The organism is Mycobacterium sp. 4858, assembly GCF_900240975.1.
Lineage (GTDB): Bacteria > Actinomycetota > Actinomycetes > Mycobacteriales > Mycobacteriaceae > Mycobacterium.
Window position 1 is genome coordinate 1,432,747 of sequence record NZ_LT968776.1, and the last position, 14,258, is coordinate 1,447,004.

Here is a 14,258-nt window from a genome sequence, read left to right on the forward strand (position 1 = left end):
TGCCAAATGCCGAGGATGGCCCATTGATGGCGTACCCCTGCCGTCGGGCCAGGTGACCGCGACCGTAACGCCGATCCTCTTCACCTCTCCCGCTCGAAGCGGCAAGCGGAACGTCTATGTTATGCACCTGACGCACAACGCTTCTCGGGATAAACGCCCCCAGCGCCCACCAGTCATCGCCCACTTCAGTGGTCATCGCGCCGCCAAGTCAACGCGCGACTACCCGAGCGAGCAAGACGCTGTACCCATCAGCATAAGGAGTCCGATCACTTTCATTCTGGCTTCATGTGCGGGCGTTAGCGTCGCGTTCAGACCAGGTCACGGACCGGAAAGGGATGAATCAATGAAGCTCGGAATGAAGATCGGTATCGGTGTGGCCGGCGTCGCCGCCCTGGCGGCCATTGGCGTGGGGGTCGCTGTCGCCGACGACCAAGAGATCACCGGGCCCACCGCCGACCAAGCTCGCGCCGCAGCCGTACAGGCCATACCGGGTAAAGCCGGGAAGGTCGAAAAGGAAACGAACGAGGGCGCCGCCTATTACGGGGTGCTCGTCACCAAAACGGACGGCACGCAGGTGGAAGTTCACCTCGACCAAGGCTTCCACTTCGTCGGCACCGAAGCCCCCGACAACGACTGATCTCGCAATCGGAGTTCCCGGAGTTTCAGGTGACTCGAATCGTGGGCAGGGCAACCGATTTCGCCGCCGGGGCCGGTAACTTCAGCGCGACGCACATCGCGCTGACGGCCGCACTAACCGGTGTGCTCGCGCTGGCCGCGGCGGCGTGGCGGTTGGGGCGAACTTCCTGGCTGGATGTCATTGCCATCGGTGTCCTGAGCGCGGTCGCGGTGTTCCTGTGGCGAATGTCGGCCAACATGCCACAACTCAACAGCGACGGACTCCCGGGCTTTTCCGCCAACGACTGGCTCGCACCCGTCATGACGTTTCTCTTTCTCGCGGCATACGCCGATCTCCGGCCTCCTGCTGATCCGAGGCGCTTTGGCCAGGCCCGCGCGCTCGCCGTGGTGGTGTCGTTGTGCGTCAACGTGGTCACCATCTGACGCCACCCGCACGAGAGGCAAACCTTGATTACATACTCGATATGAGTGAGGTAGGCCCGGGTTCACCGCTCGACGGGGAACCCCAATCGGCCGATCGAGAGCCCGCTGGCGGCGTGGGCTTCGGTCGCGTCCTCGCGTATTTCGCGAAACTGGGCGCGATCGGGTTCGGCGGGCCCATCGCCACCGTGGGATACATGCAACGCGACCTGGTCGAACGGCGCGGATGGATGGACCGGCAGGAATTCCTTGACGGCGTCGCCCTCGGCCAGACGATGCCCGGCCCCCTGGCGGCGCAGGTCGCGATGTGGGTGGGCTACTTGCGTCGCGGCGCGCTCGGTGCGGCCGCGGTCGCAGCGGCGTTCGTGGCGCCCTCCTTCATCATCGTGGTGGCCGTGGGCGCCATCTACACCCACTATTCGGGATCGCGCGTCGTGCAAGCGCTGTTCTACGGCATCGGCCCGGCCGTGATGGCGATCATCACCATCGCCGCGATCAGGCTGATCAAACTGACCGACCGCGCCGACTGGCGGCTGTGGGGCATCAGCGCGGCGGTATTCTCGCTCACCGCCCTCACCGGTTCCGAACCCGTGCTGGTGATCGTTGGGGCGGGTCTGTTGATGATCGTGCTCGACGCCCGGCCACGAATCCGATTGCGGCGCAATCCCCCAGACAACTTCGGCACCACCGGAAGCGCCCCGAAGTCCATGCCCCTGGTGATCGGGCTGGGCACGATTGCCGGCGGCGGGACGCTGGCTTCTCTGGCATTGTTCTTCCTGAAGACCGGGGCGATTGTGTTCGGCTCCGGGTTGGCGATTGTGCCCTTCATGCGCGCGGGAGTGGTCGACCAGCACCACTGGCTGACCAACAGCCAGTTCCTGGACTCCGTGGCGATAGGTCTTATCACCCCAGGGCCGGTCGTGATCAGCGCTGGATTCATCGGCTATCTCGTCGCGGGACTGCCCGGGGCGATCGTCTCCAGCGTCGCCATCTTCACCCCGATCTACCTCGGAGTCGTCGTTCCCGGTCGCTGGTTCTTGCGCCACCGCGAGAATGTTCAGGTGCGCGCCTTCGTCGCCGGTGCCACCGCCGCCGCCGGCGGGGCGCTCTGCGGTGCGGTCGTGGTGCTCACTCGACAAGCTGTCACCGATTGGATCACCGCCGGCATCGCCCTGGTCACGCTGGGCGTGCTGTGGCGTTTCAAGATCAAAGAGCCTTATGTCGTCGCCGCGACGGGAGTGCTTGGCCTCCTGGCTTTTTGAGCGTTCCTGCGGCGGGTCTATGGCGCTTGCAGGTTGGTGGCGTCGAGCGCCGGGCGTAACGCCCTCGCCAGCACAACCGCGTCGTCGATCGCCCAGTAGTGCATGTAGAACAGCCGCGGTTCCTCGGTCAGTCCGTGGTTGTGCAGCTCGACGATCTGGATGTTTCCGGCACGCAAGGCCTGAATCACCTTCTGCACTTCGGGAGCGATCAGGATGAAGTCGCCGTTGATCGCTGCCCGACCGCCACCGACAGGTTGGAAGTTGATGACGGTGGTCAGGTTCAGCGACGCCGCCGGCAGGACGTTCCCGTCTTCAACGATGGTGTCCTTACGGGGGATGCTGTACTTCAACAGTCCTCCATCTTGGGTCCCATTGCGGCCCAACGCTTGCTGCACCCCGGCGACGTCTATGTCGACCGGCGGCTGCTGCGCCGGCGGCGCGGCGGCCGGGCCAATCGATGTCGCGTCCAGCGCCGTTCTAAGCCCCTTCGCCAGCTGCACGGCGTCACCCATGCCATGTATGTGCGTCCACCAAATCGGCGGATTCTGTTCGAGCAGGTGCTTGTGCAGTGCGGTCTGGGCAATGCCATGCGCCTGCAGCGCGTCGGTGACCTTGGGCAGCTCTTCCTCGGTGACCACTAGGTCGCCCATCAGCAGCGTCGCGTTGTTGCCGTAACGGGCGAATGCCGCATACCCGCCCAACGACAGGCCTGGTTTGATGTCCACGCCGTAAGATGTGATGTGAAGATCGTTGCGCGGCAAGTTGATCCGATATGCGCTGTTGTGGTCGCCGAGCTTTCCGGTTCGTCCGAGCGCGTCGGCCACCGGCTTCCAGTCGGCATCGCCGGCCGTCACCGCTGAACGCGTGTTGGCCGGTTGCCCGGTGCCACCTTTCGGACCCGAACTGCACCCCGCCAGCACCGTTGCGGCGATCGCGATCCCCACGACAGCATGCTTGACGCCGGCCATGACCGTGGGTCTACCGCTTCTTCATGAAGCCACGATGAAGCCGGACGGCGTGGCGGAATGTCCTCATCGCAACTTCATCAACTGCGACTACACCTGCTTTACCCCGTTGAGAGGTGATGATGGGTGTAAGCCTGATGGCATCTCCGTACGGGGAGAGGATGGTGGCGACCGTGCGTGTGCTGGTGGTCGAGGACGAGCCAAAAATGGCCGCCCTACTCCGCCGCGGTCTGATCGAAGAGGGCTACGCGGTCGACATCGCCGCCGACGGCCCGAGCGGCTACCACGCCGCAACGGTCTGTGACTACGACGCCGTCGTCCTCGACGTCATGCTGCCGGGAATGTCGGGCTTCGAGGTCTGCCGGAAATGGCGCCGCCGGCAGAACTGGGTGCCGGTGTTGATGCTCACCGCCCGCGGCGCCGTCGTCGACCGAGTCGCGGGGCTTGACGGCGGTGCCGATGACTACGTCACCAAGCCCTTTCACCTCGATGAGCTCTTCGCCCGACTGCGGTCGCTCATTCGGCGCGGGCCGACACCGCGACCCACGGTATTGACCGCCGGTGCGTTGCGGGCCGACCCTGCGGGCCACCGATGCTGGCGGGGTGATGTCGAGATTGAGTTGACGGCAAAGGAGTTCGGGCTCCTGGAACTGCTGATGCGCCGACCCGGCACGGTGCTCACCCGAGACCTGCTGATGGAACACTGCTGGGACTTCGCGTACGAATCACGTTCCAACGTCATCGACGTTCACATCCGTGCGCTCCGCGACAAGATCGACCGGCCGTTCGGGACGCGCTCCATCGAAACCGTCCGTGGGATCGGTTACCGTATGCGCGCCGACGGCGGTGTGCCCGAGAAATCGAGCCGATGATCCGGCGCTGGCCGATCCGGATCAGGCTCACCGCCGCCTTCACCGTCGTGACGGGGCTGCTGTTATTCGCGGTGGCGAGTCTCACGGCTGCCCACACCAAGGGATCGCTCGACACCGCGATCACCGAGTCCCTGTCCACCCAACTGGCCAACCTGCGCCCGATCGCGGCGGACGACGATCCCGTACTGGCCGGAGGCGATCCCGACACCGCCCAGCAGATCGTCGGCCCGGAGGGTCGGGTGCTGGCGGCGACCTCCAATCTGGGCGGGCAGAACGCGCTGACGCCCTCGCAGCTGGAGAGCGCCCGCCGCGGGATACTGGTCACCGATCAATCGCGGCTCGGCAACCTGCCGGCGCCCTTGCGGCTGGCGGCCGGCCCGGCGCCCGGTGGACGCGTCGTCGTCGCGGCCCAAAGTCTCGCCGACCGGGATGCCGCGGTCGCGGATCTGCGCAACGAGCTGGCCGTCAGTTTCCCGCTGTTGCTGTTGGCCACCGCCGTCGGCGCATACCTCCTCGCGGCCGCCGCGCTTCGGCCGGTCGAACGGATGCGTACCCGGGCGGCCGGGATCAGCGCCGGCAACGCGGACGCCCGGCTGCCCGTACCACCGGCCCGTGATGAAATCCGTGATCTCGGAACCACGTTCAACGAGCTCCTGCAGCGGCTGCAAGACGCGCTGGAGCGCGAAAGACAGTTCGTCGTCGACGCGGGCCACGAACTTCGCACCCCGCTGAGCCTGCTGACCACCGAACTCGAGCTCGCCCTGCGGCGCCCGCGCAGCAACCCCGAGCTCGTCGACGCATTGAGCTCCGCCCTGCAGGAAACCACTCGGCTGTCCCGCTTGGCCCGCGACCTGCTCGCGGTCGCGGACGCGGGCAGGCGGCCCGACCCGCCCATTGTCGACCTGAGCACCGCCCTGTCCGCCATCGGCGAGCGCTACCGGCGCAGCCTCGGCGATCGTCTTGTAATCGACTGCCCTGCAGGACAATACATCCGCGCGCACCCGGACGATCTGGATCGGGTCATCGGCAATCTCATCGACAATGCCGCCCAGCACGGCGCCCCGCCGATCACCATCCGCGTCCGGACGGCCGCCGACGGCGTCGAGATCCACGTCGCCGACCAGGGGACCGGATTCCCGCCCGGCTTCCTCCCATACGCTTTTCGCCGATTCAGCTGCGCCGACACCGCACGGACCGCCGGGGGCACCGGCCTTGGATTGGCCATCGTCGACACCCTCACGCAGCGCAACCATGGCACGGTAACCGCCGAGAATCGCGTCGGCGGCGGCGCTGAGATCACCGTCAGGTTTTCGCGCGGGCCGGGTAAGTGATCTAGTATCTGCGTATGCATGCAGGTAAGCGGACAACGCGCTGATGAATACGCATAGCGGGCACGATCACGACCACCACCATGGTCCCGGTCATGAGCATGCCCATGGGCTTCGCGGCCTCGTGACGCAACTTTTCCTCCCGCACAGCCACGACGCCGCCGACAGCGTCGACACCGCGCTGGAAACCAGCGCGGTCGGCATTCGGGCGGTCAAGATCAGCCTGCTCGGGCTGGGCGCAACCGCGTTCGTACAGGTCGTCATCGCCGTCGTTTCCGGGTCCATCGCCCTGGTCGCCGACACCATTCACAACTTCTCGGACGCGCTTACGGCCGTCCCGCTGTGGATCGCGTTCGCGCTGGGTCGCCGTGCCGCCACCCGGCGCTATACCTACGGCTACGGGCGCGCCGAGGATCTGGCGGGCTTGTTCGTCATCGGCATGATCGCGATGTCGGCCTTCGTCGCGGGCTACGAATCGATCCGGCGCCTGTTTCACCCCGTGCCCGTCGGGCACCTCGGCTGGGTCGCGGCCGCGGGTCTGATCGGCTTCGTCGGCAACGAAGTCGTCGCCGTCTATCGGATTCGGATCGGTCGCCGCATCGGCTCGGCCGCCCTCATCGCCGACGGCCTACACGCGCGAACGGATGGATTCACCTCTCTGGCCGTGCTTTTCGGAGCAGGCGGTGTCGCCCTCGGCTACCCAATAGCCGACCCGATCATCGGCCTGGTCATCACGCTGGCGATCCTGGCGGTGCTGCGCGGGGCGGTCCGTGAAATATTCCGCCGGCTCATGGATGCCGTGGACCCCGAACTCGTCGACTCCGCCGAAGCGGCACTCGCCGCCCGGCCCGGTGTCCGCGGCGTGCGGAGCATCCGGATGCGCTGGATAGGGCATCGCTTGCACGCGGACGCGGAACTCGACATCGATCCCGGCACCAGCCTCGAGGAGGCCCACCGCATTGCCCATGACGCCGAGCACGAACTGACGCACGCCGTGCCCAGGCTCAACAGCGCGCTCGTCCACGCCTACCCGGCGCACCACAACGAATAGGGCGCCCGCGCCGGGTGCGATCAGGCGTCGATCACGAGGCGACCGCCGTTCGCCCGGGAGACGCAGACCAGCATTTCGCCGTCGCCCTCCAGGGCGCGGCCGCGTCGATCGACCCGTCCGGCAAGGACTTTCACCTTGCAGGTCCCGCAGAAACCTTGTTGGCACGAGTACGCCGCGGTCGGATCGGAGTCGAGCATGACGTCCAGCGCCGACCGGTTCGCCGGGACGCCGAGCACACGCCCCGACCTGGCGAGCTCCAGCTCGAACGGGACGCCGTCGACGACGGGCGGTGGCCCGAACCGTTCGTAGTGCAGCGGCGCGTCGGCGTGTTCATCGCGCGCCCTGCGCACGGATTCGAGCATGGCGGTCGGCCCGCACACGTACACGGCCGTCGCCGGCCCGGCGTCGGCCAGCAATTCCTCGACGGTGGGGATGCGGCCGCGCTCGTCGTCGGCCCAGACGGTGACCCGCTCGGGCGCAATCGCCAGCACCTCGTCGAGCAGCGGCATGAACTCCCGGCCGCGCCCGCAATACACGGCCCGCCAGTCGATTCCGCGTTGCTGGGCAAGTCGGATCATGGGCAGGATCGGTGTCACTCCGATGCCGCCGATCACGAACAACACCTCCCGCTCGTCGGTGACGAGGTAGAAGGCGTTGCGCGGGCCTTCGAACTCGAGCGTGTCGCCCACGTCGAAGGTGTCGTGCATTTCGATCGAGCCGCCGCCGCCGTCGGCGATCCGCCGCACCGCGATGCGATAGTCGGTGCGCCGCCCCGGCGGACCGCACAACGAATACTGGCGGCGGCGGCCCGAAGCCAGCCGGACGTCGATGTGCGCGCCGGGGGTCCACGACGGCAGCAACCCGCCCTGGGCGTCGGCGAGGGTCAGGGCGACCACGTCGGGCGTGAGGAGCTCGCGCTGGGTGACCACCGCGGTGTTGGTCCGTTGCACCGGCACGACCCGCGCCGGAGTCCACCGCGACGCCGACGCGAACCCGCCGAACAGGGTGCCCACCCCCCACAACGCGGTGTACAGGCGATCGCGTCTGCGGCGACCGTAGAGGTCGGCGGGCCTGCTCCTCCAAATCGCATGCGTCACAACGGAGTCCTATGCCTGTCGGATGTCGGTGCCGGTGACCTGGCTGACCCACTCGCTCGTCAGCCGGGCGATGACGTCGGGATGCGAGGACACCACCCAATGTCCGCCCTCGATGTCGACGACCCTGCCGTGGGGCGGTATCGAGCCGGTGAACCGCTGCAGGGGCGGCGAGACGAAATAGTCGTGGCGCGCCACCAGCACCTGCACCGGGACGGCCGTCTGCGGCAGCTGCTTCGGCGGAGCCAGAAACGGCGCCGGCATGTTGGCGCGGTACAGGTTGAGACCGTTTACATAGTCGCGGATCGACCGGGTGGGCGCCGCGCGCCCCCGGCCCGTGCCGCGCGGGCGGCCGATCAGTTCGACCCCCGCGAAGACCGCCACCGACGCGCGGGACCAGATCGCCAGCTCCGGCACCGCCGGGCACAGGAAGAACCAGATGTACGACGACGCCAGGGCCTGCTTGAGCACGTCGAACACCCCGTGGGCGGTGCGCGGGGACCGAAGGAACCTGCCCGCGTAGTTCAGGTGCGGGCCGGAGATCGACGTGAACGAGGCGACCTTGGGCATCACCGCGTCGTCGGTGACCGCGGCCCACGCCTGGATGGAACCCCAGTCGTGGGCCACCAGGTGTACCCGGCCCACCCCGAGGCTGTCGATCACCGCGCCGACATCGGAAACCAGTTGCGGGAGGCGGTATCCCGAGCGCCTGCGCGGCTTGGACGACTCGCCGGCCCCGCGCACGTCGTAGGCCACGACGTTGAACCGCCCGCCGAGTTCGTCGGCGACGCCGTCCCACACGTGGTGGTTGTCCGGGTAGCCGTGGATGGCCAAGATCGTCGGGCGTCCCGGATCGATCTCCGAGCGGGCATGAACGGCCAGCGACACGCCGTCGGAGGCGATCACGGTGCTGGATTGAGTCATCTCTCGCATGCCCTCAGTGCGCCGCGCGGGCCGCGGGCGATCGGGCCAGGTAGTCGACCGCGCGTCCCACCCCGCCCAGTTTGGACGGATGGAAACTGGGTGTGTAGTAGGCGCCGATGACCCGCAGGAACTGGAACGGCCCGGGCACCAGGCCCCGGCGCGCCGCGCTGAAGTAGTCGCGCCAGCGCGGCTTGGTGCCCGGCGGCAGGTAGGGGTCGACCGAGTACATGAACCGCACGCCACGGATGAACAACCACAGCAGCGCCGGCGTCACCAGCAGCTGGGTGCGCACCTGGCGCCAATAGCCGGCGCCCAGGTGCTTCATGGTGTCGAAGGCGACCGCCTTGTGTTCGACCTCTTCCGCGCCGTGCCAGCGCAGCAGGTCCAGCATCACCGGGTCGGTGCCGAAGGCGTCGTGTTGCGGAGTGTCGAGGATCCATTCGCCCAGGATGGCGGTGTAATGCTCGAGGGCGGCCACCATCGACACCCGCTCGACCAGCCAGCTCTGCCGTCGCCGCCGACCCCAGCCGGGCCGGTCGCCGATCAGCTGGGAGAACAGCCACGCCATCTGGTCGGTGAACGGCGTGACGTCGATGCCCTTGGCCGCGAAATGGTCCAGCACGCCCGAGTGCGCCTGGGAGTGCATGGCCTCCTGGCTGATGAAGCCCTGCACGTCCAGCCGCAGCTGATCGTCTTTGATCAGCGGCAGCGTGTTCTTGAACGCGTCGACGATGAACTCCTCGCCGGCGGGCAGCAGCAGGTGCAGGACGTTGCAGAAGTGGGTGGTGAAGGGCTCGCCCGGCACGTAGTAGAACGGCAGCGTCGCCCAGTCGAAGTCGACGTCACGCGCCTGCAGGACGATCCGCTCGTGGTCGAGCGATGCGTCATGCGGCCCCGTGGCCTGGTCATCGACAGTGAACATGGTGGACCCCCTTGAGTCAGGCGCTGCGCGCCTCGTCCTCAGCCTCGGTGATCAGGCGCTCGCTACGCAAGAACCGGACCAGGTTGTCGACCGTCTCGGTCAGGGCCGGTTCGCGCAGGCGGATATCGGCCAGGGCGCGCGCTCGCTGGTATTGGGTGTTGCCGTAGCGCTTGTCCCGCATCGCCGCGATCTTGTCCGCCGAGCGCGTCAGGAAGTCGACCAGCGGGTAGATCGGGTCCCTGGGCGTGCACCGACGGTTCATCTCGGCGGCGAACGACGGAATGTCGTGGTAGTCGAAGCGGTAGCCGTAGCGCTCCGACAACACCCGGGTGATGTCGGTCAGGTTGTAGTAGTCGTCGGCCGTCATGTTAAAAACGTTGCCGCACACGGTGTCGTCCTTCGGCAGGTCCATCAACGCCACGATGTGGTCGGCGATCAGGTCCGCCGGCAGCAGGCTGAGCTGGTTGAGCGCGTCGGCGGCGACGCCGTGCTCGATCATGAACGCCACGGTGCGCACCAGGATGTCGTCCTGGCTGCCGAAGCCCGCGCCGGTCGGTGAGATCAGCGAGGGCCGGAAGATGCGCACGTCCAGCCCTTGCCGCTGGGCGGCGAAAGCCAGCTGTTCGGCGACCCACTTGGTCTGCGAGTAGCCGAAGTCCAGGGCGTTCATCTCCAGGTTCGCGTCGGACTCCCCGACCACCGGTTTGACGCTCCACCCGTAGATGAAGGTGCTGGACACCAGGTGGAAGGTCTTCCGGTGCCCCGTCATGGCCAGCCGCAACAGCTCGTGCGTCCCGGCCACGTTGGCGGGCCGCAGGGCGTCGTAAGTGCGCACGTAGTTGACGAGGGCGCCGTTGTGGACGACGGCGTCGACGCTCCCGGCCAGCCGCCGGAACCCCGCCTCGCCCAGGCCCAGCTGCGGCTCGGCGAGGTCTCCGCAGACCACGCGCACCCGCTCCCGGACCTGCGCTTCCAGGGCCGGAGACCACAGCCGGGCCTTGCGCAGCGACGCGACGATCCGGTCCAGCCCGTGCGCGGTGTCCGTGGCGCGGATCAGGGCGTGCACGGTGTGAGACGTGCGGCCGAGCAGGCTGCTGACCAGGAACGGCCCCAGGAAGCCCGTCGCCCCTGTCAAGAGGATGTCGCTGGGCGTGCCCGGCCGCGCCGGCGGTAGCGCCGGCAACCGAAGCTGGGCGTCGGCCCGCATCCGCGCGACCTCGTAGGCCTCGTACTCGGCCGAAATCTGGTCCAGCGCCTCGCGCAGCGCGTCCAGCGGTTGCCCGGACCCTTCGCCGAACTGCCGCATGAGCCGGAAGAACTCGGCCACCGTCAGCCGCTGGAGCAGGCGCGTGTTGACGTCTTCGGCCAGCTCCCCGGCGCCGTGCTCTTCCAGCAGGGCCTGCAGGTCCGCCCGCAGCTCGGCGAGCGCCAGCGAGTCGATGCCGAGGTCCGCGAAGGAGCAGTCCTCGTCGCCGGTGAGGTCGTAGCTCTCGATCAGGTTGCGGAACCGGTCCAGTGGGCCCGCACCCTCCTGCGCCGCATCGTGGGGCTGATGGGTGTAGGTGGCCAACACCGGCAGTTGACCATCCAGCCAGAGCTGGCGCGTGGACGAGCGCCGGATCTTCCCCGAGGTGGTCTTGGGGATGCTGTGCGCGGGCACGAACGCGATGGCGTGCGGGTCGATGTGGCCGTGCCGGCGGATGGCCCGCGCCAGTGCCTTGCCGTCCGGCAGCGCGTCCGCGTCGCGGACCTCGGCCACCACGGTCAGCACTTCCTGCTCGTCCTGCTCCACCGCGAAGGCGGCGACACAGCCGCCGCGGACCTGCGGGGCCGACCGCTCCACGATTTCCTCGATGTCCGAGGGGTAGCAGTTGACGCCCCGCACGATGATGAGGTCCTTGCTGCGGCCGCAGACGAACAGCTCACCCTCGTACAGGAAGCCGAGGTCGCCGGTGCGCAGGTAGGTGTGCGCGTCGTCGCCGGGGATGCGGGCGGCGAAGGCCTCCGCGGTCAGTTCCGGGCGGTTCCAATAGCCGCCCCCCTTCGAGGGCCCGTCCAGCCAGACCTCGCCGACCCGGCCCTCGCCGAGCGCGTGCCCGGACTCCGGGTCGACGATCCGGACCACGTCTTCGTCGATGGGCTTGCCGCAGCTCACCACCGGGGCCTGGTTGCGGTTCTCGGGCTGCGCCTTTTCGACCCGCGCAAGGTTCTTCTCCAGGGCGCGCTTGTTCAGCGCCAGCGTCTGGCGTCCGCGAAGCGAGACGATCAGGGTGTTCTCCGCCATGCCGTAGGCGCCGGTGAGCGCGTTGGGCTCCAGGCCGTAGGGGGCGAAGCGCTGCCGGAAGCGGGCGAACGTGCTGGCGCGCAGCGGCTCGGCGCCGACGACGATGCTCTGCAGGCTGCTCAGGTCGACCCCTTCCAGCTCGGACGTGGGCAGCTTGTCCTCCCGCAGGCACAGCTCCAGGGCGAAGTTGGGCACCGGGGTGTGGGTGGCGCGCACGTCGCTGATCAGCCGCAGCCACGCCGAAGGCCGCTTGAGGAAGTCCAGCGGCGACATCGCGTGCGTGGTCCCGCCGCCGAGCAGGACGAAGAGGTATGCGGAGATCAAACCCATGTCGTGGTGTTGGGGCAGCCAGCTGACCAGGACCTCGCCCCCGGTGAAGGCCGAGGCGTTGGCGATGACGTTGGCGTGGGTGACGACGACGCCCTTGGGGTCGCTGGTGGAGCCGGAGGTGTATTGCAGGAAGAGCACCGGAGCCGGTGTGTCGGGGACGGGGGCGCCGCCGAACTCCTGCGTGCCATCGGTTCCGAACCACGGCAGTTCCGGGGGACGTTGGGTCTCCGGCCACGGCGACTCGCTCTCGAGGTGACTGACCAGCAGGCGGTAGTCGTACTCGAACTGCTTGGTCGACAGCACCGCCTTGGCCTGGCAGTCCCGCGCGATGAAGGCGAGTTTGGCCAGTCCCGACTCGAACGACATCGGCAGCGGTGGGCTGACCGGCACGGCGATCACCCCGATGCGGGCGCAGGCGTAAAACGCCGCGACCATCTCCAAGCTGGGCGGGTAGACCAGCAGCACGCGATCTCCCCGGCGCAGCCCGGCCTCCGTCGCCAGGTAGGCGGCCAGCTCACGTGTCCGCTCGGCGAAAGTCTGGTAGGTGTAGTGCTCCTGCTCCCGGCCCTCGGCGTCGACGAAGCGGAAGAGGGTCTTGTCGGGCGTTAAAGCTTCCCACTTGTGCAGATGATCGATGAGCGTCTCCATCGCAGGAGCCACCCCCTTCTGGGTTCACTATGAGCGATAAGGGCTTTCGTACCAATGGATAAAGCCCAATGTAACGCCGCTGGAGGAGCCCAGGCAAAGTAAGCAGGCCCATTTTGGGCGGTGCACATTAATCTCACAGCATAGGCTTGGCTACGGTGACTGACTTCCGTCGAACAAGGGCGTAACTACTGACCTCAGTATCCGCGATAACGGGCTCTACCAGGTGATTCCACCGGACAGCGCTCCGCCAACACGGACATACTGATGTTTGCATTTGCGCGCTTCCTGAATTTGCGCTTCGCAAATCGCACGTGATTCGGGCCTCATATCGTATCGCCACCGCAAACGGCGTAAATACATCCAATGGATATGGAGCTCCCGCGCGGGATGGCGGCATGAAAGTGATTTCCGCCACGGCCTTCCGGCGCCGGCGTTGCTGATCTACTGAGATACGCAGTCAGCCGGTCCGGGCGACGCGGATGAGCGGGCCGGCGCGGGCCACCAGCCTGGTGACGCCGACGTATCGTTCGCCGTCGATGATCGGCGACAGCGGCTCACCCTCGGCCTCGATCACCATCTCACGTCCGTTGACGTCGCGTACCCGACGGCCGTGGACCGTCCCGTTGGTGAGCGCCGACGGAAGCTGCGTGACGATCCTGGACGGCCTGACCTCGCCGGCCTGAAAGTGCAGCGCACCGGGGCTTTCGGCCTTCGGGAAAAGCCGGAACGGCCCGCCGATCCGCAGGTCGATCGCACCGGCGTGCAGCAGGCGGTGCGTCCGCGTCGGAACCTCCTCACCGTCGATGACGACTCGGGCGCGCGTCGGCGCGAACAGCACGGACGCGTAGTTGGACGCCTGCGAGCGCCCGACCTTCGACGCCAGATAGTCACGGAACGACCGACCGATCACCTTCGCGACTTCGCCGCGGCCGTGGTCGGGCTTTCCGTAATACATGTCGTAGAACCGGTTTCCGACGCCGCCGGCGGCCAGCCCGAAGCACAGCCGGTGGAACGGCGCGCCGTCCGCGGTTTCGCCGTCGAGCCGCAAGGTGTCCAGGCGGATCTCGGGCGGGGGGCGGTCGGCCGCCGCGGCGGCCGCCAGCGCGCGGATGACGGCGTCGGGCCGCCCACGAACCCCTGCCTTGCGGGCGACGGCGTTGACGCTGCCCCCATTGGTGGGCACGAAGGCCGGCCAGCGGTCGGGATCGCTCTCGCAGCGCTCGGTCTCGTTGATCAACCAGTGCAGCGCGCCGTCGCCGCCGTCCCCCACCAGGTGGGTGACCCGCGGGTGAAGCCGGTCCAGGGTCTTGCCGAGCTCCTCGATGGACGCCGTCTCGTGCACCTCGCCCCGCGGGCCGACGATGCGGCGCAACTCGGCGACACGGTCGCCCCGCCCGCGGCGGTTCTGGCGCGCGAGCGGATTGACGATGACACCTAGATACATCCGTGGCGTCCGGGTGAGTTTCCGCTGGCCATCCCACGCACGATACCTGCGGCGTTCGGATGGACGAGATCACGTAGT

Annotated in this window: 12 protein-coding genes; 6 read left to right on the forward strand and 6 right to left on the reverse strand. The window is 67.7% G+C overall.

What is annotated here, in order from left to right; all coding sequences use genetic code 11:
• Window positions 1-343 precede the first annotated feature (343 nt).
• Genes C1737_RS15275 through chrA form a run of 3 tightly spaced genes read left to right on the forward strand, consistent with a single transcriptional unit; the run spans window position 344 to window position 2,318 of the window.
• Window positions 344-637, forward strand: a complete 294-nt coding sequence (locus C1737_RS15275) for a PepSY domain-containing protein (protein ID WP_158243972.1) — start codon at window positions 344-346, stop codon at window positions 635-637.
• Between the two features lie 29 nt (window positions 638-666).
• Complete coding sequence (locus C1737_RS15280; protein WP_142393465.1) at window positions 667-1,059, forward strand: hypothetical protein; 393 nt, start codon at window positions 667-669, stop codon at window positions 1,057-1,059.
• Window positions 1,060-1,100: 41 nt separating this feature from the next.
• Window positions 1,101-2,318, forward strand: a complete 1,218-nt coding sequence (gene chrA / locus C1737_RS15285) for a chromate efflux transporter (protein WP_102418796.1) — start codon at window positions 1,101-1,103, stop codon at window positions 2,316-2,318.
• A 17-nt stretch (window positions 2,319-2,335) separates the two neighbouring features.
• Here chrA and C1737_RS15290 read toward each other — a convergent pair whose 3' ends face one another.
• A complete protein-coding gene (locus C1737_RS15290; protein WP_102418797.1) occupies window positions 2,336-3,286 on the reverse strand; it encodes a DUF1259 domain-containing protein in 951 nt (316 codons plus the stop codon).
• Between the two features lie 134 nt (window positions 3,287-3,420).
• On the opposite strand from C1737_RS15290, the gene C1737_RS15295 reads away from it, so the two are divergent.
• The 3 genes from C1737_RS15295 to C1737_RS15305 are packed head-to-tail and all read left to right on the forward strand — an operon-like array spanning window position 3,421 to window position 6,534.
• Window positions 3,421-4,155 carry a response regulator transcription factor gene (locus C1737_RS15295; protein ID WP_102419968.1) on the forward strand — a complete coding sequence of 245 codons (735 nt, stop codon included), beginning with the start codon at window positions 3,421-3,423 and terminating at the stop codon, window positions 4,153-4,155.
• Window positions 4,152-5,486, forward strand: coding sequence for an ATP-binding protein (locus C1737_RS15300; protein ID WP_102418798.1), 1,335 nt, complete (start codon window positions 4,152-4,154; stop codon window positions 5,484-5,486). Before C1737_RS15295 ends, C1737_RS15300 begins: the two co-directional genes overlap by 4 nt.
• Window positions 5,487-5,529: 43 nt before the next feature.
• Window positions 5,530-6,534: a cation diffusion facilitator family transporter gene (locus C1737_RS15305; protein WP_102418799.1), complete on the forward strand. Its 1,005-nt coding sequence runs from the start codon at window positions 5,530-5,532 to the stop codon at window positions 6,532-6,534.
• Window positions 6,535-6,554: 20 nt separating this feature from the next.
• Here C1737_RS15305 and C1737_RS15310 read toward each other — a convergent pair whose 3' ends face one another.
• From C1737_RS15310 to C1737_RS15330, 5 genes are all read right to left on the reverse strand, one after another.
• Window positions 6,555-7,631, reverse strand: a complete 1,077-nt coding sequence (locus tag C1737_RS15310; RefSeq protein ID WP_102418800.1) for a PDR/VanB family oxidoreductase — start codon at window positions 7,629-7,631, stop codon at window positions 6,555-6,557.
• Window positions 7,632-7,640: 9 nt separating this feature from the next.
• A complete protein-coding gene (locus C1737_RS15315; protein WP_369807529.1) occupies window positions 7,641-8,561 on the reverse strand; it encodes an alpha/beta fold hydrolase in 921 nt (306 codons plus the stop codon).
• Window positions 8,562-8,565: 4 nt separating this feature from the next.
• Window positions 8,566-9,474: a metal-dependent hydrolase gene (locus tag C1737_RS15320; protein WP_102418801.1), complete on the reverse strand. Its 909-nt coding sequence runs from the start codon at window positions 9,472-9,474 to the stop codon at window positions 8,566-8,568.
• 16 nt (window positions 9,475-9,490) lie between these two features.
• On the reverse strand, window positions 9,491-12,736 hold the full coding sequence (locus C1737_RS15325; protein WP_102418802.1) for a thioester reductase domain-containing protein: 3,246 nt from the start codon (window positions 12,734-12,736) through the stop codon (window positions 9,491-9,493).
• 457 nt (window positions 12,737-13,193) lie between these two features.
• The gene (locus tag C1737_RS15330; protein ID WP_102418803.1) at window positions 13,194-14,180 is read right to left on the reverse strand and encodes a diacylglycerol kinase family protein; all 987 of its coding nucleotides are present in this window, start codon (window positions 14,178-14,180) and stop codon (window positions 13,194-13,196) included.
• Window positions 14,181-14,258 lie beyond the last annotated feature (78 nt).

What these genes read in the sequence shown, in the direction of transcription:
- C1737_RS15320 (WP_102418801.1), bottom strand. Translation starts at nt 9,474, where the DNA reads ATGTTCACTGTCGATGACCAGGCCACGGGGCCGCATGACGCATCGCTC.
- C1737_RS15295 (WP_102419968.1), top strand. Translation starts at nt 3,421, where the DNA reads ATGGCATCTCCGTACGGGGAGAGGATGGTGGCGACCGTGCGTGTGCTG.
- C1737_RS15315 (WP_369807529.1), bottom strand. Translation starts at nt 8,561, where the DNA reads ATGCGAGAGATGACTCAATCCAGCACCGTGATCGCCTCCGACGGCGTG.
- C1737_RS15300 (WP_102418798.1), top strand. Translation starts at nt 4,152, where the DNA reads ATGATCCGGCGCTGGCCGATCCGGATCAGGCTCACCGCCGCCTTCACC.
- C1737_RS15330 (WP_102418803.1), bottom strand. Translation starts at nt 14,180, where the DNA reads ATGTATCTAGGTGTCATCGTCAATCCGCTCGCGCGCCAGAACCGCCGC.
- chrA (WP_102418796.1), top strand. Translation starts at nt 1,101, where the DNA reads ATGAGTGAGGTAGGCCCGGGTTCACCGCTCGACGGGGAACCCCAATCG.
- C1737_RS15290 (WP_102418797.1), bottom strand. Translation starts at nt 3,286, where the DNA reads ATGGCCGGCGTCAAGCATGCTGTCGTGGGGATCGCGATCGCCGCAACG.
- C1737_RS15325 (WP_102418802.1), bottom strand. Translation starts at nt 12,736, where the DNA reads ATGGAGACGCTCATCGATCATCTGCACAAGTGGGAAGCTTTAACGCCC.
- C1737_RS15275 (WP_158243972.1), top strand. Translation starts at nt 344, where the DNA reads ATGAAGCTCGGAATGAAGATCGGTATCGGTGTGGCCGGCGTCGCCGCC.
- C1737_RS15305 (WP_102418799.1), top strand. Translation starts at nt 5,530, where the DNA reads ATGAATACGCATAGCGGGCACGATCACGACCACCACCATGGTCCCGGT.